Source organism: Actinoplanes sp. CA-252034, from assembly GCF_050956125.1.
Taxonomy (GTDB): Bacteria; Actinomycetota; Actinomycetes; order Mycobacteriales; family Micromonosporaceae; genus Actinoplanes.
Genome location: NZ_CP191846.1, coordinates 1,769,306 through 1,794,034, shown reverse-complemented (window position 1 = coordinate 1,794,034; position 24,729 = coordinate 1,769,306). Strand labels below are relative to the sequence as shown.

The window sequence follows — 24,729 nt, the reverse complement described above, 5'->3', positions numbered from 1 at the left end:
CCTCCGAGGGTCGCGCCTAAGCAGCCCGAGGATTCGCCACCGAGGAGAAACCTGTCAGGTGATGACGACCGGGGTTCGCCAGGTGGGGCGGGTGGCGTGGTCCAGGTCGTGGCGGACGGACGCGATCCGGCGGACCGCTTCGGCCAGATCGTCGGCCGGCAGGGTGAACGGCAGGCGCAGGAAGCGCTCCAGGGTGCCGTCGAGACCGAACCGGGGGCCCGGCGCGAGCCGCACCCCGACGTCCTCGGCGGCGCGGGACAGGGCGCTGGAGATCGGCCCGTCGAGCTCGGCCCAGAGGGTCACGCCGCCGCGCGGGACGACGAGCCGCCATTCCGGGAGCTGTTCGCGCAGGGCGGTGACCAGGGTGTCGCGGCGGAATCGCAGCTGGGCCCGGCGGGCGGCGACGATCTCGTCGGCGATGCGGAGCAGGTGGACGGCGACCAGCTGCTCGAGGACGGGGCTGGCCATGTCGACGCCGACCCGGATGGCGGCGAGCCGCTGCACGAGCGGCGCGGACGCGCGCACCCAGCCGATCCGGAGGCCGCCCCAGTACGCCTTGCTCATCCCGCCGATCGACGTGACGCGGGAGTGCCTGTCGAAGACGGCGACCGGGGGTGGCATGTCCGTGCCGTCGAGGGGCAGGTCCACGAAGGACTCGTCGACGATCAGGTCGGCGCCGGTCGAGTGGGCCGCGGCCACGAGGCGTTCGCGTAGCTCGGTGGGCATGAGGTGGCCGGTCGGGTTGTGGAACTCGGGTATCACGTACGTCATGCGGGGTCTGATCTGGCGCAGCGCGCCGAGGAGCATCTCGCCGTCCCAGCCGTCCTCGATGTCGAGGCCGTGGGTGCTGATCCGGGCCCGGCGGGCGGCGAGCGCGGCGAGCGCGTTGGGGTAGGTGGGCGTCTCCACCAGGACCGGCGCGCCGACCGGGACGGACAGGCGCAGCACCAGGTCGAGGGCCTGTTGGGTGCCGCTGGTGATGAGGATCTGCTCGGCCGAGGTGGGCACGCCGCGGGCGGTGTATCCGTCGGCGACGGCGGCGCGCAGCTCGGGCAGGCCGGTCGGGTGGTAGCCGGCGCTGCCGAGGTAACGCGGCAGGTCGTCGGCGGCGGCACGGGCGGCCGGGACGATCTCGACGGGGGCGGCGGAGGCCGCGCAGCCGAGGTCGATCATGTCGAGGTCGTCCTCGGGGGTCCACAGTCCGGACGAGGCGACCCGGTGCCCGTGCGGCAGGGTGGTCCAGCTGCCGGCGCCGCGGCGGCTGGCGAGGTGGCCGGTCTCGCGGAGTGCCCGGTAGGCGGCGGACACGGTGGTCCGGCTGATGGCGAGAGCCTCGGCGAGCTCGCGCTCGGCGGGGAGGCGGACGCCGAGGGCCAGCCGCCCGTCGGAGAGCAGGCCGCGGACGGCGCCGGCCAGGGCCGCGTAGTCGGGGCTGCGCCGACGGCCGGGCAGGGCGTGCCACCGACCGAGCAGGCGGGCCAATTGGTCTCCACGAACCGATGTCGTCATAGCCACCTCCGATGAATTGGCACTTTAGCATCGCCGGATTGGCATCAAGACTGGCTGTCATGAACCTGTATCGTCGCGTCCCCCAGCTCTTCGTGGGGCTGGTCCTCTACGGCGTGAGCATGGCTCTGATGGTCGAATCCGGTCTCGGTCTCAACCCGTGGGACGTCTTCCACCAGGGGCTCTCCGAGGTGACGGGCATCAGCTTCGGCTGGATCGTGCTGCTGGTGGGCGTACCCGTGCTGCTGCTCTGGATCCCGTTGCGCCAGCGACCGGGCCTGGGAACGGTGGCCAATCTGCTGGTGGTCGGTTTCGCCGCGGATGCGGCCCTCGCGGTGCTGCCGGCCGGTCAGGCCATGCCGGCGCGGGTGGGTTATCTAGTCGGCGGGATCCTGCTGAACGGGTTCGCCTCCGGCCTCTACATCGGCAGCCGGATGGGCCCGGGCCCGCGGGACGGGCTGATGACCGGGCTGGCCGCGAGGTTCCCGAAGCTGCCGCTGCGGGTGATCCGGACCGGCATCGAGCTGACCGTGCTGGGCGCCGGTTTCCTGCTGGGCGGCACCGTCGGGGTCGGCACGATCGCCTATGCGCTGGCCATCGGCCCACTCGTGCAACTCTTCCTCCCGCCGCTGACGGTGCCGGTGGCGGCCCGCAGTGATCTTCCGGACACAATCGCTTCCCGGTGACGCCACCGCACGGCATCATTGCGACATGGGGGCCGGTGGCTGGAACTGGAACGACGCATGGATCTTCGTCTCCGCTGTCATCGCCGAGCGCCTGGAGCGCGACCGGGCACTGCACGCCGCGCTGCCGGTGACCGGCGCGACACTGGCCGACGTGCTGGCCGCTGCCGACTTCCTGCACCACAGCGTGCCCGAGCGGGCCGAGCTGGAGGAGTCGGTGCGCCGGCTGGCCGGTGCCGGGCTGCTCACGGTGGAGGACGATCTGATCCAGGTCGCCCCGCCGGGTGAGCAGCTCTGGCGGACCCGCCCGTTCAGCGGCCTGTCCTCCGCGGTGATGACGCTCCAGGCCCAGCTCAACCGGCAGGCCGTGCCGGGTGACGCCGACTGGTCGCTCGACGAGCAGACCTACAACCTCGCCGTCCGCGAATACAGTCTGCGGCTGGCCGACGGGCGTTAGCGGACCGGGTTGCCGGCCTCGCGCAGGCTCTCCTTGACCTCGCCGATCGTGAGGTCACCGAAGTGGAAGACGCTCGCCGCGAGCACCGCGTCCGCCCCCGCGTCGACGGCCGGCGCGAAGTGCTCGACCGCCCCCGCGCCACCGCTGGCGATCACCGGGATGTCGACGACGGCCCGCACCGCGCGGATCAGATCCAGATCGAAACCGGCCTTGGTGCCGTCCGCGTCCATCGAGTTGAGCAGGATCTCGCCGGCGCCCAACTCGGCCACCCGGGCCGCCCACTCGATCGCGTCGAGACCGGCGCTGCGACGGCCGCCGTGGGTGGTGACCTCCCAGCCGCTCGGCTGCTCCGCGGAGCGTCGCACATCGAGCGAGAGCACCAGGACCTGATTGCCGAACCGCTCGGCGATCTCACGGATGAGCGCCGGGCGCGCGATCGCCGCCGTGTTGACGCCCACCTTGTCGGCGCCGGCCCGCAGCAGCACGTCCACATTCTCCGGGGAGCGGACGCCACCGCCGACGGTGAGCGGGATGAAAACCGTCTCCGCGGTACGGCGTACCACATCGAGCATGGTGCCGCGGTCGTCGGACGAGGCGGTCACGTCGAGGAAGGTGAGCTCGTCGGCGCCCGCCGCGTCGTAGGCGGCGGCCAACTCGACCGGGTCGCCGGCGTCGCGCAGGTCGACGAAGTTGACACCCTTCACCACCCGCCCGGCGTCCACGTCCAGGCAGGGGATAACACGAACCGCGACCGTCATGCCCCCACCCTAGCCAGCTCCTTCGTGACGACCGGGCGGGCCCTGACCAATCCCAGAAGCACCCCGCCCACCACCAGGACACCGCCGGCCACCTCGATCGGTTGCACCGGCTCACCCAGGAAGAGCGCGGCCGAGGCGATGCCGAAGAAGGGGACGAGCATCGAGAAGGGGGCGACGGTCGCCGCGCCGTACCTCTTGAGCAGGAAGCCCCAGGCGGCGAAGCCGGCGAGGGTGGAGATCAGCGCGATGTAGAACAGCGACAGCACCGCCGGGGTGTCGATCGCGCGCAGTGCGGCGAGGTCGGCTGCCGGGCCGTCGACGATCAGGGTGAGCACCACGAGGGGGCCGGTGGCCACGGCACTGACCCAGACCATGAAGCGCAGCGTGTCCGGAGGGGACGCCCTGCGGGTGGCGACGTTGGACAGTCCCCAGGCCGCGGCGGCGCCGATGACCAGGAGGAAGGCGGGCAGCGGCGCGGTCGTGCGGACGGCCACGAGCACCACCCCGGCGACCGCGACGGCCAGTCCCGCAAGCTGCACCGGGCGCGGCCGTTCACGGAGCAGGAGCACCGCGAAGAGCATCGTGAAGACCGCCTGGCTCTGCAGCACGAGGGAGCTGAGCCCGGCCGGCATGCCCGCCTCCATCCCGATGAAGAGCAGGCTGAACTTGGTGACGGCGAGAACCAGCGCGACCGCGACGACCCAGCGCCACGGGACCTGCGGCCGGCCGACGAGCAGCAGCGCCGGGAAGGCGGCCAGCGCGAACCGGAGAGCCGAGAAGAGCAGCGGCGGGAAGGCCTCCAGCCCGACGTGGATGACGACGAAGTTGAAGCCCCAGACGGCCGCCACGGCGACCGCCAGAGCCAGGTCACGAGCTCTCATGGGGTTCAGCCTGGCCCCACACAACCGTTAAGGACCAGCAAAATAACCTACACCCAGGATGTAGCATCGCTACATGATTGACCTCGGCAGGCTCCGGGCGCTGCACGCGGTCGCCAGTTACGGCACGGTCCTCGCCGCCGGTCAGGCGCTGCACTGCACACCCTCGGCCATCTCGCAGCAGATCGGCAAGCTGGAGCGCGAGACCGGCTCCACCCTGGTCGAGAAGGACGGGCGGCGACTGCGGCTCACCGAGGCCGGCCGCCTCCTCGCCGGCCACGCCGAGCGGGTGCTGACCAGCCTCGACGAGGCGGAGGCGGCGCTCGCCGCTCACCGGGACACGGTCACCGGGCGGCTCACCGTCTCCACCTTCGCGACCGCGTGCCGGGCGCTGCTGCCGCACGCGCTGCGCACACTCACCGCCGACCATCCCGGCCTGAGCCTCAGTGTGATCGAGGTCAACCCGCACGAGGGGGTGGAGATGCTCCGCCGCGGCCACGTCGACCTGGCCGTCCTCGACGACTGGCCGGAGGTCGCCCTGCGATACCCCGACGGTGTCAGCAAGGTCACGCTCGGGGAGGACCACGCCGACCTCATCGTGCCCAGCGACCATCGACTGACAGGGGAGGTCACGCTGGAGGACGCCCGGCACGAGCGCTGGATCGGCGTCCGGGCCGGCGACGTCTGCTACGAGTATCTGATCCGCAGCCTGCCGGGGGTGATCCCGGACTTCCAGGTCGGCGAGTTCGAGACCCAGCTGACCCTGATCGCGGCCGGGCTCGGCGTGGGGCTCATCCCCCGGCTGGCCCGCGCGGAGCTTCCCCCGGGCACCCGGGCCGTCCGGGTGAACCCGACACCCACCCGCCGGGTCGTGCTCGCCTGGCGTGACACGGCGGCGGCCCGGCCCGCGATCCGGGCCGCCGAACAGGCACTACGCGAGGCGTGGAGACTCAACCGAGAACGGCAAGAGCTTCTCGTACGGTGAACGCGCCCGCATAGAGCGCCTTGCCGGCGATGACGCCCTCCACCCCGACCGGCTCCAGCGTCGCCAGGGCACGCAGGTCGTCGAGCGTGGAGACACCACCGCTCGCGATGATCGGCTTGTCGGTGGCGGCGCACACCTCGCGCAGCAGATCCAGGTTCGGCCCACGCATGGTGCCGTCCTTGGTGATGTCGGTGACGACGTAACGCGACGCGCCCGCCTTGTCGAGCCGGGCCAGCACCTCGTACAGGTCGCCGCCGTCCCGGGTCCAGCCGCGCGCCGACAGGGTCCGCCCGCGCACGTCGAGACCGATCGCGACACGGTCGCCGTACTCACCGCAGATCCGGTCGCACCACTCCGGGTCCTCCAGGGCGGCGGTGCCGATGTTGACGCGCTGGGCGCCGGTGGCCAGCGCCCGGGTCAGCGACTCGTCGTCGCGGATACCGCCGGACAGCTCCACCTTCACGTCGAGGCGGCGGACCACCTCGGCGAGCAGGTCGGCGTTGGAGCCCTTGCCGAACGCGGCGTCCAGGTCGACCAGGTGGATCCACTCGGCGCCGTCGTTCTGCCAGGCCAGCGCCGCTTCGAGCGGGTCACCGTATGCGGTTTCCGAACCGGCGGCACCCTGCACCAGGCGGACGGCCTGACCGTCGGCGACGTCGACGGCGGGCAGCAGTTGGAGGGTCACGTATCTCTCCCTAAGAGGCTTTCAGGCACTACTTACGCACGACAGAAGCGTCAGGCTCTCTCACGCTCGGCGGCCGAGCACCACGACGACGAGGGCCGGCACGGCGAGAACGAGCATGGCGGTGAGGATGATGCGCAACGGCAGGTCCGGGATGAGCGTCCAGACCGCGACGACGGCCAGCAGTGTGACGACCACGATGCCGATCCGCTGCCGCCGGCTGCGGTGATAGAGCCGGCCGTCCCGGCCCAGACGCGGCTTCAGGCCACGGAGGAAGGAACGGCGGCGCTCCCGTCGGCCCGTCCGGCGGGCGCGGACGGCCTTCTCCCGTTCGAGAACGGCGAGCCGCTCGGCCCGCCGTCTCGCGCGTTCCTTGCTCACAGGGTCGCGACCCAGTTACTGAGCAGCCGGTAACCCGAGTCCGCCGACTTCTCCGGGTGGAACTGGGCGGCGCTCAGGGCGCCGGCCTCGACCACCGCGGCGAACGGCAGGTCGTGCGACGCGGTGGTCACCCGGGCGCTCTCCAGAAGATCAAGGTCTTGGGCGGCGTACGAGTGGACGAAGTAGAACCGGGCCTCGGCGTCGAGCCCGGCGAGAAGCCGTGACCCCGCCGGCACGTCCACCGTGTTCCACCCCATGTGCGGGATCCGCTCGGCCGACAGCTTCGTGACCGAGCCGGGTAGCAGGCCGAGACCCTTGGTCTCCACGCCGTGCTCCACCCCCGACTCGAACAGGATCTGCATGCCCACACAGATGCCGAGCACCGGTTTACCGGCCGCGACCCGCTCGGCGATCACCGGCCCGGCCTGCAACGCCTCGATCCCGGCCATGCACGCCGCATACGCCCCGACACCGGGCACCACGAGACCGTCCGCCGCCGCGGCCGCCGACAGGTCACTGGTCACGGTCACGTCCACGCCGGTACGGGCCACCGCCCGCTCCGCCGACCGCAGGTTGCCCGAGCCGTAGTCGAGGATGACGACACTCGCGGCCATCAGGCCTCCCCCGGCCACCAGGCGAACCCGCCCGCAGTCGCCAGTAGGGCGAGCACCGCGGTGAGCGCGACACTGAACCTCGTGGCGTCCGATCGGACGAGCTGGACCACCCCGCCGACCAGGATGCCGGCCAGAACGAACAGCACCAGGGAGATCACAGCACCCCCTTGGTCGACGGCAGCGCCCCGGCATTGCGGGGATCGATCTCGACGGCCTCGCGCAGCGCCCGGGAGAACGCCTTGAACTGGGCCTCCACCACGTGATGCGCGTCCGGGTGACCGCCCGGGCGGCTGGCCCGCAACACGTCCACGTGCAGGGTCACCTTGGCCGCGTGGCCGAACGCCTCGAAGATGTGCCGGGTCATGCTCGTCGCGTAGACCGGGCCGATGTACGGCACCAGCAGCGGCTCGTCGTGCACCACATACGCCCGGCCGGACAGGTCGACGGCCGCGCGGACCAGCACCTCGTCCATCGGGATCGTCGCCGAACCGTACCGCCGGATGCCCCGCTTGTCGCCGAGCGCCTGCGCGAAGGCCTCGCCGAGCGCGATCGCGGTGTCCTCGATGGTGTGGTGCGAGTCGATCTCCAGGTCGCCCTCGGTCCGCACGGTGAGGTCGAACCCGCCGTGCTTGGCCAGCTGGTTGAGCATGTGGTCGTAGAAGCCGACCCCGGTGTGCAGGTCGCCCTTGCCCGTGCCGTCGAGGTCGATCTCGACGAGCACCTTGGTCTCGTTGGTGACGCGGTCGATGCGCCCGACACGACTCACAGCAGAATCTCCTCGGCGGCGTTCAGGAAGGCGGTTGTCTCGGATTCGGTGCCGGCGGTGACCCGCAGCCAGCCGGCGAGTCCGACGTCGCGGATGAGGACGCCCCGGTCGAGGAACGCCTGCCAGGCCGCTTTCTGATCGTCACCGGTGCGGAAGAGCACGAAGTTGGCGTCGCTGTCCGCGACCGCGACCCCCCACTTCCTCAGGGTGCCGACGATCCGGTCGCGCTGCACCTTGATCTGCTCGACCGTGGCCAGCAGGGCGGCACTCTGCGCGACCGCGGCCCGCGCGGCCGCCTGGGTCAGAGCGCTCAGATGGTACGGCAGGCGCACCAACTGGACGGCGTCGACCACGGCCGGGTCGGCGGCGAGGTAGCCCAGCCGCCCGCCGGCGAACCCGAACGCCTTGCTCATCGTCCGGGTGACGACCAGGCGCGGGTGGCCGGGCAGCAGCTCGATCGCGCTGCGGGCGCCGGTCCGCGCATACTCGAAATAGGCCTCGTCGACCAGCACCATGCCCCGCGCCGCCCCGAGGACCGCGTCGATCACCCCGGGGTCGAGCGCGGTGCCGGTCGGATTGTTCGGCGAGCAGAGGAAGACCAGGTCGGGGTCGTGCCGGTGGATCTCGGCGACCGCCGCGTCGGCCCGCAGCCCGAAGTCGGGATCGCGCAGCGCGCCGATCCAGCGGGTGCCGGTGCCGGCCGCGAGCAGCGGGTGCATCGAATAGGACGGGCCGAAGCCCAGCGCCGTCCGCCCCGGGCCGCCGAACGCCTGGAGCAGTTGCTGCTGCACCTCGTTGGAGCCGTTCGCCGCCCAGACCGACTCGAACCCGAGGCCGTGGCCCAGGTAGGAGGCCAGATCGGTGCGCAGCCCCACCGCGTCCCGGTCGGGGTAGCGGTTGAGGTCGGCCAGCTCCGCGTCGAGCCGCTTGCGCATCTCCTCGATCACCGGCTGCGGCACCGCGAAGGCGTGCTCGTTCGTGTTCAGCCGGACCGCCACGTCGAGCTGCGGCGCCCCATAAGGTGTCTGGCCCCGCAGGTCCTCCCGGATCGGAAGGTCGTCGACGGTGGTCACGCGAACCCCCCTCCGACCGCCCCGGAACCGGACGGAAAGCGAACCTGGACCGCGTCGCCGTGGGCGGGCAGGTCCTCGGCGTTCGCCAGAGCGACCACGTGGCCCGCGACGTCGCGCAGGGCGTCCTCGGTGTACTCCACGACGTGGATGCCCCGCAGGAACGACTGCACCGACAGCCCCGACGAGTGCCGGGCACAGCCGGCCGTCGGCAGCACGTGGTTGGAGCCGGCCGCGTAGTCGCCCAGCGACACCGGCGCCCACGCCCCCACGAAGATCGCGCCGGCGTTACGGACCCGCATGGCCCACTCCCGTGCGTCCCGCGTCTGGATCTCCAGGTGCTCCGCCGCATACTCGTCGACCACCCGCAGCCCCTGCTCCAGGTCGTCGACCAGCACGATCCCGGACTGCTCGCCGCTCAGCGAGGTGTGGACCCGCTCGGTGTGCTTGGTCACCGCGACCTGCTTCGCCAGCTCGGCCTCGACCGCGTCGGCCAGCTCCGGCGACGGGGTCACCAGGACCGAAGCGGCCAGCGGGTCGTGCTCGGCCTGACTGATCAGGTCGGCCGCGACGTGCCGCGGGTCGGCCGTGTCGTCGGCCAGGATCGCGATCTCGGTCGGCCCGGCCTCGGCGTCGATCCCGACCCGGCCCTGCAACAGGCGCTTGGCCGCGGTCACCCAGATGTTGCCCGGCCCGGTGATCACGTCGACCGGCTCGCAGCGGTCCGACTCGTCCGCGCCGTCGGAGCCGTAGCCCAGCATCGCGATCGCCTGCGCGCCACCGACCGCGTAGACCTCGGTGACGCCGAGCAGCGCGCACGCGGCCAGCACCCGCGAGTCGGGCAGGCCGTTGTTGGACGCCTGCGGCGGCGACGCCACCACCAGGCCCTCCACACCGGCCTCCTGGGCGGGCACCACGTTCATCACCACGGTCGACGGGTAGACGGCCAGGCCGCCCGGCACGTAGAGACCGACCCGGCGCACCGGCACCCAGCGCTCGGTCACCGTGCCGCCGTCGACCACCTGGGTCGTCACGTCGGTGCGCCGCTGGTCGGCGTGCACCTTGCGGGCCCGCTTGATCACCTCGAGCAGGGCCGCGCGCACGTCGGCCTCGAGCGCCACCTCGGCCGCGGCGATCGCCTCGGCCGGCACCCGCAGGCGCTCCAGGGTGACGCCGTCGAACTTCTCGGTCGCCTCCCGGATCGCACTGAACCCATGCGCATGGACCGCCTCGACGACCGGGCGAATACTCTCGACGGCCACGGAGACGTCGAGCTGGGCACGGGGCAGCAGTCCGCGCGGGTCCCGCTGGGAGCCGCGCAGGTCGATCCGATTCAGCACCCGGCCAGTCTATGCGGCCCCGCGACCGGGTTTCCGCAGCGACCGGCCGGGCCCAGGCGTTGGGACGCCAGCAGGCGCCGGACCAGGCCTTCCGGAAGCCGGCGCGGCGGGCACCGCTACACCGGCCGCCGCCATCGCAACCGGCCGCCACCGCCACGGCCGCCGGCGCGCGACATCGAACGTGACCGCTCCGAGTGGCTGAATACCGATGCGCGGCGCCTCAGCGGGTTGACCATGGTCTGCGGGCGACTAGGCTGAGAGCGTGAGCGATCGGCTGCCGGTCTTCCCGCTGAGCACGGTGCTCTTCCCCGGTCTGGTGCTGCCCTTGCACATTTTCGAGGAGCGTTACCGCGCCCTCGTGCGTGAGCTGGTGGCCAAGTCCGAGGGGACACCGCACGAGTTCGGCGTCGTCACCCTCAGGCATGGCAGTGAGGTCACGCCCGATCCCGGGGAGGACGGCGCCGCCCCCGCCCCTCCGGTTGCCGCCGCCGACCTCTACGAGGTGGGCTGCACCGCTGAGCTGCGACATGTCACCGAGCTGCCGGACGGCCGCTTCGACATCATGACCGTCGGCCGCCGCCGTTTCACGGTCCTCAGCGTCGAGCAGGGCGCCGAGCCGTACCTGACGGCCCAGGTCGAGTGGCTGCCCGACGAGGACGAGCCGAGCGCCACCGCCCAGTTGCTGGCCCCGCGCGTGCTGACCGCGTTCCGCACCTATCTGGAGCTGCTGCGGCCCAACAGCGAGGTCCTGGAGCAGGTGCCCGACGATCCGACCGTCCTGTCCCACCTGATCGCCGCGACCGCCCAGCTCACCGTCGAGGAACGCCAGATGCTCCTGGCCACCCCGGACACCGCCGGCCGTCTCCGCACCGAGCTGAGGATCCTCACCCGCGAGGCGGGCCTGCTGGCCCGGGTCAGAGCGGTGCCGGTCCCGCTCTCCGACCTGGCGCGGCCGGTCAGCCCGAACTAGAGCCTGATCGGGTACGGTCCACCACTCCCCAACCGCATCGGCCCCCTCGCGGGCCTACCCCGCGATGTCCGCACCCCCGCCGGACCGCACCGCGGCTCCCGGGCTGATGCGGCCCCTCAGGAGGGCTGGCGTGGCTCCTCTCGGGGCCGTCCGGAAGCGGCGGGCGGCTGGGCCGGCTCCGTGTCCGGCCGTTCAGGGGCCACGCCATTGCCGGCCGTCCCCGACGACTGCGTAAGAGACGAGGTCTGATCTGCCGGCACCGCGTAAGGCGAAGACTGGTCACCCGGCACCGCGTAAGGCGAAGGCTGGTCACCCGGCGCCGCATAAGGCGAAGACTGGTCACCCGGCACCGCATAAGGCGAAGACTGATCACCCGGCACCGCATAAGGCGAAGGGTGCCCGCCCGGCATGGCATACGGGGCGGGCTCACCGCCCGGCGCCTGGTCACCGGGGCCCGGCCCGTAGGGCGGGTAGTCATGGTTCGGCCCGTAGCCCGGGTGCGCGCCCGGATGATCGAGATCCGGATCGTTGGACCAGCCCGCCAGGAGGGTGACCACGATCGCCGCGATGAAGGCCGGCACCAGTTTCGGCCCGAGCGACTGCACCTCCGGCGGCGCGAGATAGGTGGCGCCCTGGGCCGCCGCCGCCGTCCAGTCCAGGTAGGCGTCGCGGCCGAGGAGCTCCCCGACTGCCGGGGCCACCCAGCGACCGGCCACGAAGGTGCCGCCCACGATGCCGAGCAGCAGGAACGGCCCGCGGTCGCGGCGCAGCACCAGCCACGAGCCGATCGTCACGATAAGCCCGAACCCGAGGCCGAGCAGGGTGAACCAGCCGTCAGCCGCAATGTACTGCTCGGGCGACGGGTCGGTGACCACGATCGAGCCGTCGGCGAGCTTGACCACCGGAATCGTCGGCGCCAGCCAGCCCCAGAGCAGCCCGAGGAGTGCCCCGAGGACGGCGATGACGGCCGCCACACCGAAGGCGACGGAATACGACCGTTGCAACGGCCGGGGCCGGCCCTGCAGTCGAAACCACTGTCGCCAGTCCGTCGGCGCCGGTCCCTCGAAAGGCTGCTGTTCACTCGGGTACGCCACCCTGCGATCCTTCCAGATCAGCCGGGACCGTCAGGCCACGGCCGACGGGCCGAGGATCATCTTCAGGTCGGCGCGCAGGGCGGGAGTCGCCGCGACCCGGACTCCACCGAGCCGCATGACGGTGGTCCGGCTGCCGTTCTGCAGATGGACATGCACCTCGGTGTCGCCGGGGTGGCTCACCAGGATCTCCTTGAGCGAGTCGACCATCGGTGGCGTACACCTGGTGATCGGCATGGTGAGGGTGACCGGCTTGTTGTCCGGGTTGTGGGAGATGTCGGGGATGGACATGTCCATCGCCATGATCCGGGCCTGGTCGTCACGCCGGTCGATACGGCCCTTGACGACCACGATCGCGTCCTCGGCGATGTACTGCCCGACCAGCTCGTACGTGTTCGGGAAGAACAGCGCCTCGACTCCACCGGCCAGGTCCTCCAGGGTGGCCGACGCCCACGACCGGCCCTGCTTGGTGATCCGCCGCTGGACGCCGGTGAGGATGCCGGCCAGGGTGACGACCTGCCCGTCGGGGACCGAGCCCTCCTCGTTGAGCGCCGCGATGCTGGTGTCCGCCGCGTTGGCCAGCATCACCTCCAGACCGGCGAGCGGGTGGTCGGAGACGTAGAGGCCGAGCATCTCCCGCTCGAAGGCCAGCTTGTCGCGCTTGTCCCACTCGCTGTCGCCGATCGGGGGCATGCTGACCGCGGCCGAGCCCCCGGCCTCGTCACCGAACGCCCCGAACAGGTCGAACTGCCCGGCGGCCTCGTTGCGCTTGACGTCCGCGTACGCATCGATGGCCTCGGCGTGCACGGCGAGCAGACTCTTGCGGCTGTGCCCCATCGAGTCGAAGGCGCCCGCCTTGATCAGCGACTCGATCGTCCTCTTGTTGCAGGCCACCGCGTCGACCTTGGACAGGAAGTCGTAGAAGTCGGCATACTCGGATTTCTCCTTGCGGCAGCGGACGATCGCCTCGACCACGTTGCCGCCGACGTTACGGACCGCACCCAGGCCGAACCGGATGTCCTTGCCGACCGGGGTGAACGGCCCGGCCGACTGGTTCACGTCCGGCGGCAGCACCTGGATGCCCATGCGGCGGCACTCCGCCAAATACATGGCCATCTTGTCCTTGTCGTCGCCGACACTGGTGAGCAGACCGGCCATGTACTCGGCCGGATAGTGCGCCTTCAGATAGGCGGTCCAGAAGGACACCAGACCGTACGCCGCGGAGTGCGCCTTGTTGAACGCGTAGCCGGCGAACGGGACCAGCACGTCCCACACCGCCTGGATCGCCTCGTCGGAGTAGCCGTGCTCGCGGCAGCCGTCCCGGAACGGGATGAACTCCTTGTCGAGGATCTCCTTCTTCTTCTTGCCCATGGCGCGGCGGAGCAGGTCGGCCTGGCCGAGGGTGTAGCCGGCGAGGATCTGCGCGGCGCGCTGCACCTGCTCCTGGTAGACGATCAGGCCGTAGGTCGGCTCGAGGATCTCCCGCAGCGGCTCCTCCAGCTCCGGGTGGATCGGGGTGATCTCCTGGAGCTTGTTCTTGCGGAGCGCGTAGTTGGTGTGCGAGTCGACGCCCATCGGGCCGGGGCGGTAGAGCGCCAGGACGGCGGAGATGTCCTCGAAGTTGTCCGGTTTCATCAGGCGCAGCAGCGAGCGCATGGGTCCGCCGTCGAGCTGGAACACGCCGAGCGTGTCGCCGCGGGACAGCAGCTCATAGGCCTTCGGGTCGTCCAGCGGCAGTGACAGCAGGTCGAGTTTGCGGCCGTGGTTGAGCTCGACGTTGCGGTTGGCGTCGTCGAGGATGGTCAGGTTGCGCAGGCCCAGGAAGTCCATCTTCAGCAGGCCGAGCGTCTCGCAGGTCGGGTAGTCGAACTGCGTGATGATCACGCCGTCGCTGGCCCGGCGCATCAGCGGGATGTGGTCGATGATCGGCTCGGCGCTCATGATGACGCCGGCGGCGTGCACACCGGTCTGCCGGATCAGGCCCTCGATGCCCCGGGCGGTGTCGATGACCTTCTTGACGTCCGGGTCGGTCTCGTAGAGGCCGCGGACCTCGCCGGCCTCGTTGTACCGCTTGTCGTCCTTGTTGAAGATGCCGCCGAGGGTGATGCCCTTGCCCATGACGTCCGGGGCATCGCCTTGGTGATCTTGTCGCCGACCGCGAACGGATACCCCAGGACCCGGGCCGAGTCCTTGATGGCGGCCTTGGCCTTGATCGTGCCGAACGTGGCGATCTGCGCGACCTTGTCGTCGCCCCACTTCTCGGTGACGTAGCGGATCACCTCGGCCCGCCGCCGGTCGTCGAAGTCGATGTCGACATCGGGCATCGAGATGCGCTCGGGGTTGAGGAACCGCTCGAAGATCAGGCCGTGCGGGAGCGGGTCGAGGTCGGTGATGCCCATGGCGTACGCGATGAGCGACCCCGCCGCCGAGCCACGGCCCGGGCCCACCGCGATGCCGTTGTTCTTCGCCCACTGGATGAAGTCGGCGACCACCAGGAAGTACGCCGGGAAGCCCATCGAGATGATGACGCCCAGCTCGTAGTCGGCCTGTTTGACGTGCGTCTCCGGGATGCCGTCCGGGAAGCGCCGGCGCAGGCCCTCGAAGGCGACGTGCCGGAAATACTCCTCCTCGGTGAACCCGTCCGGGATGGGGAACCGGGGCATCAGGTTCTTGAAGGTGAACATCCCCTCGATGTCCACCTTCTCGGCCACCAGCAGGGTGTTGCGGCAGCCGTCCTGCCACGCCTCCGACGAGTCGACGGCGCGCATCTGGTCGGCCGACTTCACGAAGTAGCCGGAGCCGTCGAAGCGGAACCGGTTGGGGTCGGCCACGTTGCTGCCGGTCTGCACGCACAGCAGCACGTCGTGGGCCGCGGACTGCTCCTCGTGCACGTAGTGCGAGTCGTTGGTGACCAGCGGCGGGATGCCCAGTTTCTTGCCGATCTCCAGCAGGCCGTCGCGGACCCGCTTCTCGATCGACAGACCGTGGTCCATGATCTCCAGGAAGTAGTGCTCCCTGCCTAGCGCCTCCTGATACATCGCGGCGGACTTGAGCGCCTCGTCGAAGTGGCCCAGCCGCAGCCGGGTCTGCACGATGCCGGACGGGCAGCCGGTGGTGCCCATGATGCCCTCGGAGTGCTCCGCGATGATGTCGAAGTCCATCCGCGGGTACTTACCGAGCTGGCCCTCGATGGAGGCCCGCGAGTTGAGCCGGAAAAGGTTCTTCAGGCCGACCGCGTTACGCGCCCACATGGTCATGTGCGTATACGCACCGTTACCAGAGACGTCGTCCGATTTCTGCTCCGGCCGGCCCCACTTGATGCGCTTCTTGTCCAGCCGGGACTCGGGCGCCACATACGCCTCGACGCCGATGACCGGGATCACTCCGGCGTCTTTTGCCTGCTTGTAGAAGTCATACGCGCCGTGCATGTTGCCGTGGTCGGTGATCGCCGCGGCCGGCATGCCGAGCCGCTTCGCCTCCGAGAGAAGTTCTTTGACGCGGGCCGCCCCGTCGAGCATTGAATACTCTGTGTGCACATGCAGGTGCACAAACGAGTCAGACACCCGGAACCCCCTCTTCCGCGAACGGTGCCGTGAAGCCTAGCCCCGGCGTATGACAGAACCTACTCCGCGAAGGGCTCCAACATCACCGACGCCGCGCGCAGCCACGCCTGCCGGGTCTCCTGCTGGAGGTCGCCATACTCGATGGAGGAGCCGACCTCCAGGGCCGGGTCGTACGGCACCACGGCGACCGCCCTGGTCCGGGTCGCGAAGTGCCGTTTGAAGTCCTCCAGCAGCGGCAGATTGCCCGGCGACGGGCACGAGATGAGCGTCACGGCGTTGGCCACCATGTCGCCCTGCCCGCCCTCCTCCAGCACGTCGAGCATCCAGTCGGCGGTGAAGGCGGCGTCCTCCCGGGGCACCGTGGTGATCACCAACTGGTCGGCCGACCGCATGACGGTCTGCCAGTTGACGCTCTCCACGTTGTTGCCGGTGTCGACGCAGATCACGTCGTGGGTCCGGCGGAGCAGGTCCATCACCCGGCGCACGGTCCCCTGGTCGAGCCGCTGGGCGAACCGTGGGTTCTCCTCGCCGGCGAGCACGTCGTATGACCCGTCGGAGGCGTGCCGCAGATAGGCGTCCAGCTCTTGGAGCAGGGCGTCGCCGTGCAGGCTCTCGATCCGCATCAGATCGGCCAGCAGGTGCTTGATGGTCCGCGCGTGCCGGGCGCTGCCGGCACGCAGGCCGAGGGTGCCGCGCAGCTCGTTGTCGTCCCAGGCCAGCACGCCGCGCCCGCGGACGCTGCCGATGGTGGCCGCGGCCAGCACGGTCGCGGTGGTCTTGTGCACACCGCCCTTGGGGTTGGCGAACGCCAGCACCCGGGGCGTGCCCAGCTTGCGCCGCATGATCGAGACGGCGCGGTCCAGGCCGTCCTCGGAGCGGGGCTGCCGCCACTCGATGCGGGCCGCGGCGGGCGCCGGGGAGACCGGCGCGGCGGCCCGGCCGGGAGCCGGCTGCGGGGCGGGCGCCTGCGGCGGCGGCATCTGCGGCTGCGGCATCTGTGGCGACGGCATCTGCGGCTGCGGCGGAGCGGGCGCCGGTGGGTACGCCTGCTGAGGGGCGTACGCCTGCGCGGGCTGCTGCTGGTAACCGTTGGGAGCCGGCGGCGCATACCCGTTGGGCGGATGGCCCGAGCCGTAGTCGCGCGAAGGCTGCGCCCTCGGGGACGGCTCGAAGAAGTTGTGCTGCTGCGGCGGCTGCTCCGGCTCGCGGCGGCCCTGCCAGCGGGGGTCGAGCGGGTTGATCGGCCGCTGCGGGACGGCCGGGCGCTGCGGCTCGGCCGGCGGGCGCTGCTCATACCCCCGGGCTGCTGCTGGGGCGCCTGCCTCGGGTCGAGCGGATTGACCGGGCGGCCCACCGCCGCGGCGCCGCGGGTCGGCAGTTGCTGACCCTGCTGACCCCACTGTTGCTGCTGCTGCGGGGGCGTCTCCGGCTGCTTGGGCGCCTCCTCCGGCTCCTCGCTGCGGCCGGCGTGCCGGGCACGGTCGAGCAGCGCCCGCCAGCGCGGGGCTGGTTCCGCAGGCCGGCCCCAGCCGGTCTCGGTCCCGTCCACGGCTCGTCCTTTCTGCGCCTACCCGGCATCTTTCACGGCGATGGTCTCGCTCGCCCCTGACAGGCTACGGATGAGACCCTATTCGGGCCACCGGCCGACAGCCCATCCCCCGGTCGTTCTTGATCACATGCTGCCGCGGCGGTCGTGCACGAGCCTCCACCCGAACGTTTCGCCGGACGGAAAACCTAACGGCCGGAATCCCCGCTGGACGCCACGGGAGACACTCCGGCACCTTCATGAGCTGGACTCGCTTCCGCTGCCGAGGGTACGGCACCCAACCCGTCGGAGGGGAATACGGCAGGCGAGGGCGTCCCGCCTGAATTGTTTGGTGAGGCGGATGTCACATCAGCCTCGATCGACGACGGTAACGGTGCCGGGGTGGGTGAGGCAACGCTCACCACCGGGGATGGCACGGCCGACGCGTCCGGCGACGCCAGGTCCACCTCCTCGGGCAGGGGAGGGCGGAATTCCGTACGATCCAGCCGGCTCACCTCCGGAGCCGGGTCCACCACCCGCACCCACGGCCGGGCCGAGATCCCGTCGAGGACCGCCGGCGTGGCGCGGACCACCGCGGCGAAGACGCACTCGCAGCCCGCCCGGTACGCCGCCGCCTCCTGCGCGGCCAGCCGGGCGGCACTCTCGTACGCCGTCCGCAGCCGCGCCTCGGTCCGCCCGTCCCCGGTCAGCTCCCCGCCCAGCCGCTGGTAGTCGGCCTGCTCTCGATCCCGGGCCCGAGCCGCCCCGATCATCCCCGCGGTCACGTCGGCGGGCAGCTCCACCACCGGGATCCGGAGCACCGGAGTGCGCGCGTCCTCCAGGGGCACTCGCGTATACACCTCGGCCACCTGCGCGCCGGCCAGCATCCCGGGCAAGCCGTCCGCTGTCGCGTAGCGGTTGAAGGCGACCAGCGCCCACGTCTCGGCGACCGGCCCCGGCGTGTCCTTGAGGCGGGTCAGCTCGTCCCGCGACGACCGGAGATAGCCGCTGACCGACTGGCCCTCCACGACGCCCACCCGCAGCAGGTCACCCGGTTCCTCGCCGGCCGGCGGCTCCCGGTCGGCGAGGAAGACCACGAGGACCAGTACACCGATAGCGACCAGCGACACTCCGGTCATGATCTGCAACCGGAGCGCCGCGGCCCCGAACCCGACGAGGACCGCCCGCATACGGGTCGCGGGGCCCACGTTCACTCCCGACGGTCAGCCGGCGTCCTGGAGGACGTCCAGCGCGTGTTTCAGGTCGTCAGGGTAATCGCTGACGAACCGCACCTCCTCATACGTTCGGGGGTGTGCGAATGCCAGTTCCCGGGCGTGCAGCCACTGCCGGTCCAGTTTGAGCCGGGCCGCCAGCGTCGGGTCCGCCCCGTACGCCGTGTCACCCACGCAGGGGTGCCGCATCGCCGACATGTGCACCCGGATCTGGTGCGTCCGTCCCGTCTCCAGCCGCACGTCCACCAGGCTGGCCGACCGGAACGCCTCGATCGTGTCGTAGTGGGTCACGCTCGGCTTCCCGTCGGACATGACCGCGAACTTCCAGTCGGCGGTCGGGTGCCGGTCGATGGGCGCGTCGATGGTGCCCCGCAGCGGATCGAGGTGTCCCTGGACCACGGCGTGGTACCGCTTCTCCACCTCGCGCTCCTTGAAGGCCCGCTTCAAATGGGTGTACGCCTGCTCGCTCTTGGCCACCACCATCAGCCCGGTGGTGCCCACGTCGAGCCGGTGCACGACGCCCTGTCGCTCGGCGGCGCCGCTGGTGGCCACGTTCTGCCCCATCGCGGCCAGCCCGCCGATCACGGTCGGGCCGGTCCAGCCGGGGCTGGGGTGCGCGGCGACCCCGACGGGCTTGTCGACCACCACGATGTCGTCGTCGCTGTAGATGATGCCGAGGCCGTGCACCGGCTCGGCCACCACGACGGGCGGCGCGACCGGCGACGGGAGGGTCACCTCCAGCCAGGAGCCGGCTGCGACCTTCTCCGACTTGAGCCGTGGAACCCCGTCGACCAGCGCGTCACCGGACTCGACGAGGGTGGCCGCCGCGGTCCGGGACAGCCCGAAGAGCCGGGACACGGCCTGGTCGAGCCGCATCCCGTCGAGCCCGTCCGGCACCGGCAGGGAACGCTGCCCGCTCATGCGGTCTCCTCCTTGGCCTTGGCCGATGCAGCCTCGGCCGATGCAGCCTCGGTCGATGCGGTCTGAGTGGATGCGGTCTCGGCCGGTGCGGTCTTCTTCTCGTTCACCAGGCGCGTGCCGTCACGCTGACGGCCGGTCAGCTCCAGCAGCACGGCCAGACAGACCCCGACGGTGAGACAGCTGTCCGCGATGTTGAAGACCGCGAACTTCTCCGCGTACGGAGCGAAGAGGCTGATCATGTCGACCACGTGCCCCTGGAACGGGCCGGGCGCGCGGAACAGCCGGTCGCCCAGGTTGCCCAGGGCGCCACCCAGCACCAGGCCGAGGGAGACGGCCCACGGCACCGATCGCAGCCGGAACGCCAGCCACCCGATCACGCCGACCACCACGAAGGTGATCACCGGGAAGATCCAGGTGTAGTCGCTGCCGAGACTGAACGCGGCTCCGCCGTTGCGCATCAGCGACAGATAGATCAGGCCACCGAGGATGCGGACCGGCTCGCCGGGATCCAGGTTCTCGGTGGAGAGGTGCTTGACCCACTGGTCCACCGCCACGGCGATGACCGCGGTCGCAGCCAGGACGGCCACCGCACGGGGCTTGAACCCCTGCGCGGCCTGTTCGTCGGCGTTCAGCGTCGTTCCTCCAACTGCTTACACGAGACACAGAGCGTGGCGGAGGGGAACGCAGCCAGCCGCTCGACCGGGATCTGGGTGCCGCACCGCTCGCACCAACCGTAGTTGCCCGACCCGAGCCGATCGATCGCGCGTTCGACCTGTGTGATCCGCTCGAGCAGAGTATTGGCCAGCGTGATCTCCTGCTCGCGCTCGAACGTCTTGGTGCCCGTGTCGGCCAGGTCGTCCCCGGCCGAGTCGGCCAGCCGCTCGCGCTGCAGCTCGGTGATCTCGCTGAGCGCCTGATCGTACTCGCCCTGCAGCTCGTCGAGGCGCGCGACCAGCGCCTGCCGGATCCGTTCGGTCTCCGCCTCGTCGCGGACCCGCTCCGCGGCAACGCCGTTGGATCCGGGCCGGGTCTCCGTTGCCTTGGCCATCGTCGCTCCCTCGGCCGCCGTCGGCGGCGATCAGCGGTCTACGAAAAACGGGCGGCCGTAGGCCGGGCCGCCCTCTGTCTGGTCCGTCCCGCACGACACGGTCGGTGGCCCCGCACGGACGGGGAGTGGCAAGGATACGGAACGTGAACTACCACGACAACCCGCCATCACTGCCAGATCAGACATAGCACCAGGAAGCGCCCAGCCGCTCGCCGAATCACCGACGATACACCCCCAGTGACCTTGTGATCACTATTCGTTGTCACGAAGCTCCGTGAGTCGGCTCGTCCACGAGTCAGGCGGCGCAGTGACGGTGAACACCTTGTCCCGGCTGGTGGCGCCGAGCCGCAGCGACACCTCGCCGGCCCGCACCCCCAGCGCGCCGGCCAGCGCCTTCCGCACCGCCTCGGTGGCCTTGCCGTCGACCGCGGGAGCGCCCACCGCGACGATCAGCGCCGGCCCGTGTGGCCCCTCGTAACACCCGCCCACCCTGGTCCGCCCGGCGCCGGGCCGCACCCGGACTGCCACCGACACCCCGGCCGGCCGCGAGCTCAACGCTGGTTGGCCACGGCCGCGACGAGCCGGTCCACCGGACGGCACAGGCCGCACGGGCTGAAGCCGAGCTCGACCCCCTCGTTGACCGGCAGCGCCTCGGTCAGGCGGCCGACCAGATGCGGACAGTCGGCCATGTGGTAACGCGGACGCCCGTCGACCACCAGCACCTCGGTGTCGAACCGTGCGATCAGCACGGCGTCGGCCGGCCGCACCGACTGCGGCAGCGGCTCGTCGTCCGGGTCGTCGTCGTCCGGCTCGGCGAACTCGTCGGCCTGCTCCATCGTCTCGGCGGCCACCGGCCGCCAGGCGTGCTCGCCGGACCCGTCGGCGGGCGCGCCGGAATCGACCGCGGAGTCGGAATCGACATAATCTGCGGCGGGCTCCCGCCGGTCACCCAGACGGGTCGCCGTGTCCCTGGCGCCGGCCGCCCGTGCCGCGTCCGCTTCGAGATCCACATCGACCGGGGTGGGCTCGTCATATCGGGCGGAATCGTCGACGGAGACGGGAGCGGGGTCCTCGGCGAAGACGGGCGGCGACTCCCGGCGGGCCGGCCGGTCGACCGGCACCTCGGCACGCTTGGCCGCGGCCTGACGGGTGCCGATGACCAGGGCGACCGCGGCCAGCAGACTGACCACGATCGAGGTTATGAGAAGACTGCTTGAGCCGTTGACCAGGCCCAACGCGAGAAACAGAACCGCGACGGGGATGAGCAGGAGACTAGCAACGATCATGGCTCATCCTCGTCGCGGTGCGGTGGGCTGCGGTCAGCGGCCCGATTCGATGGAGTTGGTACGGCCACCGCTGTAGGAGCTGGCCAGACCGGCGGCGGCGAGACCACCGGAGCCGCCGATGGCACGACCGGAGTCGGCACGGGTCAGCTCGGCCTCGAGGCCCTGGCCACGGCCGTCCAGGTCACGCAGCTGGCTCTCCAGGTACGCCTTCAGACGCGTGCGGTACTCCCGCTCGAACTGCTTCAGCTCCTCGATGTGCTTCTGCAGTGCGGTCCGCTTCGCGTCCAGGCCGCCCATGGCCTCCTGGTGGCGCTGACGGGCATCCCGCTCGAGGGCGTCGGCCTTGGCCCGCGCCTCGCGGGTGACCTCCTCCGCCTTGGAGCGGGCGTCGGAGAGAAGCTTGTCGGCCTCACGGCGCGCGTCGGCGACGTGGTCGTCGGCGGTGCGCTGGGCCATCATGAGCACACGCAGGGCCTGCTGCTCGCCGTCCGCGCCACCGGCGGGAGCGCCGGGGCCGGGGCCCTGAGCACGGACCTGGTCCAGCTCGGCCTGCATCTGACGGGCTGCCTGCTCGGCTGCCGTCTTGTCCCGCTGCACGCGGTCCAGCTGCGCTTTCAGGTCGTTGAGCTCGGCTGCCAAACGCGGATCAGCGCCCGGGCCGGCCGGAGCGCCACCCCGCCCGCCGCGCTCCACCTGGGCACGCAGCTCGTTGTTCTCCTCGATGAGACGGGCGAGCTCGCGCTCCACCTCGTCAAGGAAAGCGTCGACCTCCTCCTCGTCATACCCCCGCTTGCCGATCGGGGGCTTCTTGAAGGCGACGTTGTGCACGTCGGCCGGGGTCAGCGGCATCGAAACTCCTCGGGTCAGTCGCGGCCGCGGTTGGGGCTGCTGTCTAGCTGTATTGCGATGCGATCAATCTTGCGAGTACCACGTTCATGAGCACGAACAGGATAACCAGCAGCACGATGGAAGCCAGGTCCAAACTCACGTTACCAATGCGCAGCGGTGGGATCACACGCCTCAACGCCCTGAGAGGCGGATCCGTGACGCTCCACACGGCTTCGAGGGCTGCCGACGCCCCCCGGCTCGGCTGCCAGCGCCGTCCGTACTGCAGGACGGCACTCAGCACGAACCTGGCCAGCAGCACCATCATGAAGAGGTACAGCAATATGTAGAGGATCTGGAGCACGATCGACAGCACGTCAGGTGGATCCCTCGTTCGGGTCAATCAAAGCCGGATCTTGCGTCACCCGCCGGAGCAGGATCGACGGGCGGCCGCCCAGAGCTGGTCAGCCCTGGGCGAAGAAGCCGCCCTCTGCGATCTTGGCCTTGTCCTCCGCGGTGACCTGGACATTCGCCGGAGACAGCAGGAAGACCCGGTTGGTGACGCGCTCGATCGTACCCCGCAGGCCGAAAGCCAGCCCGGCGGCGAAGTCGACCAGACGCCGAGCGTCCGACTCGTCCATCTCGGTGAGGTTGATGATCACCGGCACCCCGTCGCGGAAGTGCTCGCCGATCGTCCGCGCCTCCCGGTACGTCGTCGGGTGCAGCGTGGTGATCTGGTAACGCTGCTCCTCCTCGACCGGACGCTGGTGCACCGGCTGCGGGTGGGCCACCGGCTGCGGCTTGAGCGCCAGGTTCTCCCGGGAGGAGTAGGTCAGCGACGAGGACTGCTCCGGCGCCGGGGCCGGCCGGGTGATGGAGCGGACGCTCGCCCGATCGAGGCGCTCGCTCTCGTCCCGGTCACGATCCCGATCGAGGTCACGGTCCTGCCGTGCGGTGGAGAGCCGCTCGCGCTCGCGGCGCTCGGTGCGCGCACGCGGGACGGCGCGCTCCTCCTCGTCGTCCTCGTCGGCGAACTCGTCAGCCGACGAATACCGATCGCTGGAGTAGCGGTCACGGTCACGATCCCGGTCACGCTCACGTGACCGGTAGGAGCTCTCCCGGTAGCCGCGGTCGTCATAACCGCGGTCGTCGTCCTCCTCGACGAGGCCGAGCCAGACGCCCGCCTTGCGAAACGCGCCTCCGCTCATGCCACCTCTCCCTGCCGAGAGTCCATGCCCCCACCCTCCGTCCGCTGTTGCGGCGCGCGCCCCCTCGGCGTGCCGCGTCCCCCCTTGCGAGCCGGAACGGATCCTTATCGGACCCACGACCCGCTGCGACGCCGCGCCACCCAACGCGCGACCCGTGGCGGTTCGTCGCGTTGAACAACACCTGTGTAGTTTGCTGCCCGCCGCAAGGCTACCGCAGCGAGTTTCGCATCCCGAGTAAAGAAGTACCGATCCGTACGTGTGTCGCCCCATACCGGACGGCGGCCTCCAGATCGCCGCTCATGCCCGCCGAGACGGTCGTCGCGCCGGGATACCGAGAGGCCATCTGACCTGCGATTTCGGCCAGACGAGCGAAGGCCGCGCCGGGGTCCTCCCCGAGCGGGGCCACCGCCATCAGGCCACCGAGTCGCAGACCCTCCGATGAGGTCACCGCGTCGGATACCCGCCAGAGATCATCTCCGAACACGCCCCCACGTGCCGGATCACCGTCCAGACTGACCTGGATCAGCGCCTCGAGCGGTTCCTCGCGCCCGGCGGCGGCCCGGCCCAGCGCGTCGGCCAGGCGCACCGAGTCCACCGACTCGACCACATCGGCGTACCCCAGAACCGATTTGACCTTGTTGCGCTGCAACTGGCCGACGAAGTGCCAGCGTGGTCGCGCGCCCCCGGCGCGCACGGCGTCCACCTTGGCGGACGCCTCCTGATCCCGGTTCTCGGCCACGTCGGTGACACCGAGCCCGGCGAGCAACAGGACGTCGCTCGCCGGGTAGGTCTTGGTCACCGCGGTCAGGGTGACCGAGTCCGGCGGCCTCCCGGCCGCCGCGCAGGCTTGCGCGATGCGCTCCCGCACCCGCTCGAGATTGGCGGCGAGCTCAGCGCGCCGTCCGGCGTCGGTCAAGGTTCAACCTTCTTGAGGGGTACG

The 24,729-nt window shown here is 70.9% G+C and carries 25 protein-coding genes and 2 pseudogenes; 4 read left to right on the top strand and 23 right to left on the bottom strand.

Features of this window, described 5'->3' with window-relative positions; translation table 11 throughout:
- Positions 1 to 54: 54 nt before the first annotated feature.
- Entirely contained in the window at positions 55 to 1,509 is a 1,455-nt protein-coding gene (locus tag ACQPZW_RS08355; protein WP_433794246.1) for a PLP-dependent aminotransferase family protein, read from the bottom strand.
- Between the two features lie 59 nt (positions 1,510 to 1,568).
- On the opposite strand from ACQPZW_RS08355, the gene ACQPZW_RS08350 reads away from it, so the two are divergent.
- Both ACQPZW_RS08350 and ACQPZW_RS08345 read left to right on the top strand, forming a co-directional pair.
- Positions 1,569 to 2,192 carry a YczE/YyaS/YitT family protein gene (locus ACQPZW_RS08350; RefSeq protein WP_433794245.1) on the top strand — a complete coding sequence of 208 codons (624 nt, stop codon included), beginning with the start codon at positions 1,569 to 1,571 and terminating at the stop codon, positions 2,190 to 2,192.
- Positions 2,193 to 2,217: 25 nt separating this feature from the next.
- Positions 2,218 to 2,646, top strand: coding sequence for a hypothetical protein (locus ACQPZW_RS08345; protein ID WP_433794244.1), 429 nt, complete (start codon positions 2,218 to 2,220; stop codon positions 2,644 to 2,646).
- On the opposite strand, the gene hisF is transcribed toward ACQPZW_RS08345, so the two are convergent.
- Complete coding sequence (hisF, locus tag ACQPZW_RS08340; RefSeq protein ID WP_433794243.1) at positions 2,643 to 3,404, bottom strand: imidazole glycerol phosphate synthase subunit HisF; 762 nt, start codon at positions 3,402 to 3,404, stop codon at positions 2,643 to 2,645. The genes ACQPZW_RS08345 and hisF overlap by 4 nt on opposite strands.
- Complete coding sequence (locus ACQPZW_RS08335; RefSeq protein WP_433794242.1) at positions 3,401 to 4,285, bottom strand: EamA family transporter; 885 nt, start codon at positions 4,283 to 4,285, stop codon at positions 3,401 to 3,403. Before ACQPZW_RS08335 ends, hisF begins: the two co-directional genes overlap by 4 nt.
- 73 nt (positions 4,286 to 4,358) lie before the next feature.
- On the opposite strand from ACQPZW_RS08335, the gene ACQPZW_RS08330 reads away from it, so the two are divergent.
- A complete protein-coding gene (locus ACQPZW_RS08330) occupies positions 4,359 to 5,267 on the top strand; it encodes a LysR family transcriptional regulator (RefSeq protein ID WP_433794241.1) in 909 nt (302 codons plus the stop codon).
- Here the strand turns inward: ACQPZW_RS08330 and priA are convergent.
- Genes priA through hisD form a run of 7 tightly spaced genes read right to left on the bottom strand, consistent with a single transcriptional unit; the run spans position 5,233 to position 10,120 of the window.
- Positions 5,233 to 5,952: a bifunctional 1-(5-phosphoribosyl)-5-((5-phosphoribosylamino)methylideneamino)imidazole-4-carboxamide isomerase/phosphoribosylanthranilate isomerase PriA gene (gene priA, locus ACQPZW_RS08325; RefSeq protein WP_093610577.1), complete on the bottom strand. Its 720-nt coding sequence runs from the start codon at positions 5,950 to 5,952 to the stop codon at positions 5,233 to 5,235. The two genes, ACQPZW_RS08330 and priA, sit on opposite strands and share 35 nt — an antisense overlap.
- Before the next feature lie 60 nt (positions 5,953 to 6,012).
- Positions 6,013 to 6,330, bottom strand: a complete 318-nt coding sequence (locus ACQPZW_RS08320; protein ID WP_433794240.1) for a hypothetical protein — start codon at positions 6,328 to 6,330, stop codon at positions 6,013 to 6,015.
- A complete protein-coding gene (hisH, locus tag ACQPZW_RS08315; protein ID WP_433794239.1) occupies positions 6,327 to 6,944 on the bottom strand; it encodes an imidazole glycerol phosphate synthase subunit HisH in 618 nt (205 codons plus the stop codon). Before hisH ends, ACQPZW_RS08320 begins: the two co-directional genes overlap by 4 nt.
- Positions 6,944 to 7,102 carry a hypothetical protein gene (locus ACQPZW_RS08310; RefSeq protein ID WP_433794238.1) on the bottom strand — a complete coding sequence of 53 codons (159 nt, stop codon included), beginning with the start codon at positions 7,100 to 7,102 and terminating at the stop codon, positions 6,944 to 6,946. Before ACQPZW_RS08310 ends, hisH begins: the two co-directional genes overlap by 1 nt.
- Positions 7,099 to 7,710 (bottom strand): imidazoleglycerol-phosphate dehydratase HisB, encoded by a 612-nt coding sequence (gene hisB, locus ACQPZW_RS08305; RefSeq protein ID WP_106316996.1) that lies wholly within the window; start codon positions 7,708 to 7,710, stop codon positions 7,099 to 7,101. Before hisB ends, ACQPZW_RS08310 begins: the two co-directional genes overlap by 4 nt.
- Positions 7,707 to 8,783, bottom strand: coding sequence for a histidinol-phosphate transaminase (locus ACQPZW_RS08300; RefSeq protein WP_433794237.1), 1,077 nt, complete (start codon positions 8,781 to 8,783; stop codon positions 7,707 to 7,709). The genes hisB and ACQPZW_RS08300 overlap by 4 nt, the downstream gene beginning before the upstream one ends.
- Entirely contained in the window at positions 8,780 to 10,120 is a 1,341-nt protein-coding gene (hisD, locus tag ACQPZW_RS08295) for a histidinol dehydrogenase (protein ID WP_433794236.1), read from the bottom strand. Before hisD ends, ACQPZW_RS08300 begins: the two co-directional genes overlap by 4 nt.
- 262 nt (positions 10,121 to 10,382) lie before the next feature.
- Between hisD and ACQPZW_RS08290 the strand changes: the two genes are divergently transcribed.
- Complete coding sequence (locus ACQPZW_RS08290) at positions 10,383 to 11,090, top strand: LON peptidase substrate-binding domain-containing protein (protein WP_433794235.1); 708 nt, start codon at positions 10,383 to 10,385, stop codon at positions 11,088 to 11,090.
- A gap of 116 nt (positions 11,091 to 11,206) precedes the next feature.
- On the opposite strand, the gene ACQPZW_RS08285 is transcribed toward ACQPZW_RS08290, so the two are convergent.
- The 13 genes and pseudogenes from ACQPZW_RS08285 to ACQPZW_RS08225 all read right to left on the bottom strand — a co-directional run bounded on the left by ACQPZW_RS08285 (position 11,207) and on the right by ACQPZW_RS08225 (position 24,705).
- On the bottom strand, positions 11,207 to 12,184 hold the full coding sequence (locus tag ACQPZW_RS08285; protein ID WP_433794234.1) for a hypothetical protein: 978 nt from the start codon (positions 12,182 to 12,184) through the stop codon (positions 11,207 to 11,209).
- Between the two features lie 30 nt (positions 12,185 to 12,214).
- Positions 12,215 to 15,744 (bottom strand): annotated as a pseudogene (gene dnaE / locus ACQPZW_RS08280) (DNA polymerase III subunit alpha).
- Between the two features lie 59 nt (positions 15,745 to 15,803).
- Positions 15,804 to 17,293, bottom strand: a pseudogene (locus tag ACQPZW_RS08275) (MinD/ParA family ATP-binding protein).
- A gap of 185 nt (positions 17,294 to 17,478) precedes the next feature.
- Positions 17,479 to 18,477 carry a hypothetical protein gene (locus ACQPZW_RS08270; protein ID WP_433794233.1) on the bottom strand — a complete coding sequence of 333 codons (999 nt, stop codon included), beginning with the start codon at positions 18,475 to 18,477 and terminating at the stop codon, positions 17,479 to 17,481.
- A gap of 15 nt (positions 18,478 to 18,492) precedes the next feature.
- Positions 18,493 to 19,422: an RluA family pseudouridine synthase gene (locus ACQPZW_RS08265; RefSeq protein ID WP_433794232.1), complete on the bottom strand. Its 930-nt coding sequence runs from the start codon at positions 19,420 to 19,422 to the stop codon at positions 18,493 to 18,495.
- Entirely contained in the window at positions 19,419 to 20,054 is a 636-nt protein-coding gene (lspA, locus tag ACQPZW_RS08260) for a signal peptidase II (RefSeq protein WP_433797472.1), read from the bottom strand. The genes ACQPZW_RS08265 and lspA overlap by 4 nt, the downstream gene beginning before the upstream one ends.
- The gene (locus ACQPZW_RS08255; RefSeq protein WP_433794231.1) at positions 20,051 to 20,470 is read right to left on the bottom strand and encodes a TraR/DksA family transcriptional regulator; all 420 of its coding nucleotides are present in this window, start codon (positions 20,468 to 20,470) and stop codon (positions 20,051 to 20,053) included. The genes lspA and ACQPZW_RS08255 overlap by 4 nt, the downstream gene beginning before the upstream one ends.
- Positions 20,471 to 20,722: 252 nt before the next feature.
- A complete protein-coding gene (locus ACQPZW_RS08250) occupies positions 20,723 to 21,004 on the bottom strand; it encodes a DUF167 domain-containing protein (protein WP_433797471.1) in 282 nt (93 codons plus the stop codon).
- Between the two features lie 17 nt (positions 21,005 to 21,021).
- Entirely contained in the window at positions 21,022 to 21,756 is a 735-nt protein-coding gene (locus ACQPZW_RS08245) for a hypothetical protein (protein ID WP_433794230.1), read from the bottom strand.
- A gap of 33 nt (positions 21,757 to 21,789) precedes the next feature.
- Positions 21,790 to 22,605 carry a DivIVA domain-containing protein gene (locus ACQPZW_RS08240; protein WP_093610607.1) on the bottom strand — a complete coding sequence of 272 codons (816 nt, stop codon included), beginning with the start codon at positions 22,603 to 22,605 and terminating at the stop codon, positions 21,790 to 21,792.
- 43 nt (positions 22,606 to 22,648) lie between these two features.
- Positions 22,649 to 22,957: a YggT family protein gene (locus tag ACQPZW_RS08235; protein WP_360335858.1), complete on the bottom strand. Its 309-nt coding sequence runs from the start codon at positions 22,955 to 22,957 to the stop codon at positions 22,649 to 22,651.
- An 88-nt stretch (positions 22,958 to 23,045) separates the two neighbouring features.
- A complete protein-coding gene (locus ACQPZW_RS08230) occupies positions 23,046 to 23,789 on the bottom strand; it encodes a cell division protein SepF (protein ID WP_433794229.1) in 744 nt (247 codons plus the stop codon).
- Between the two features lie 208 nt (positions 23,790 to 23,997).
- Positions 23,998 to 24,705 carry a YggS family pyridoxal phosphate-dependent enzyme gene (locus tag ACQPZW_RS08225; protein ID WP_433794228.1) on the bottom strand — a complete coding sequence of 236 codons (708 nt, stop codon included), beginning with the start codon at positions 24,703 to 24,705 and terminating at the stop codon, positions 23,998 to 24,000.
- Positions 24,706 to 24,729: the final 24 nt, after the last annotated feature.

Excerpts from the sequence above, each read along its gene's own strand:
- ACQPZW_RS08355 (WP_433794246.1), bottom strand. The coding sequence starts at position 1,509 with ATGACGACATCGGTTCGTGGAGACCAATTGGCCCGCCTGCTCGGTCGG.
- ACQPZW_RS08350 (WP_433794245.1), top strand. The coding sequence starts at position 1,569 with ATGAACCTGTATCGTCGCGTCCCCCAGCTCTTCGTGGGGCTGGTCCTC.
- ACQPZW_RS08345 (WP_433794244.1), top strand. The coding sequence starts at position 2,218 with ATGGGGGCCGGTGGCTGGAACTGGAACGACGCATGGATCTTCGTCTCC.
- hisF (WP_433794243.1), bottom strand. The coding sequence starts at position 3,404 with ATGACGGTCGCGGTTCGTGTTATCCCCTGCCTGGACGTGGACGCCGGG.
- ACQPZW_RS08335 (WP_433794242.1), bottom strand. The coding sequence starts at position 4,285 with ATGAGAGCTCGTGACCTGGCTCTGGCGGTCGCCGTGGCGGCCGTCTGG.
- ACQPZW_RS08330 (WP_433794241.1), top strand. The coding sequence starts at position 4,359 with ATGATTGACCTCGGCAGGCTCCGGGCGCTGCACGCGGTCGCCAGTTAC.
- hisH (WP_433794239.1), bottom strand. The coding sequence starts at position 6,944 with ATGGCCGCGAGTGTCGTCATCCTCGACTACGGCTCGGGCAACCTGCGG.
- ACQPZW_RS08265 (WP_433794232.1), bottom strand. The coding sequence starts at position 19,422 with ATGAGCGGGCAGCGTTCCCTGCCGGTGCCGGACGGGCTCGACGGGATG.
- ACQPZW_RS08255 (WP_433794231.1), bottom strand. The coding sequence starts at position 20,470 with ATGGCCAAGGCAACGGAGACCCGGCCCGGATCCAACGGCGTTGCCGCG.
- ACQPZW_RS08245 (WP_433794230.1), bottom strand. The coding sequence starts at position 21,756 with ATGATCGTTGCTAGTCTCCTGCTCATCCCCGTCGCGGTTCTGTTTCTC.
- ACQPZW_RS08240 (WP_093610607.1), bottom strand. The coding sequence starts at position 22,605 with ATGCCGCTGACCCCGGCCGACGTGCACAACGTCGCCTTCAAGAAGCCC.
- ACQPZW_RS08230 (WP_433794229.1), bottom strand. The coding sequence starts at position 23,789 with ATGAGCGGAGGCGCGTTTCGCAAGGCGGGCGTCTGGCTCGGCCTCGTC.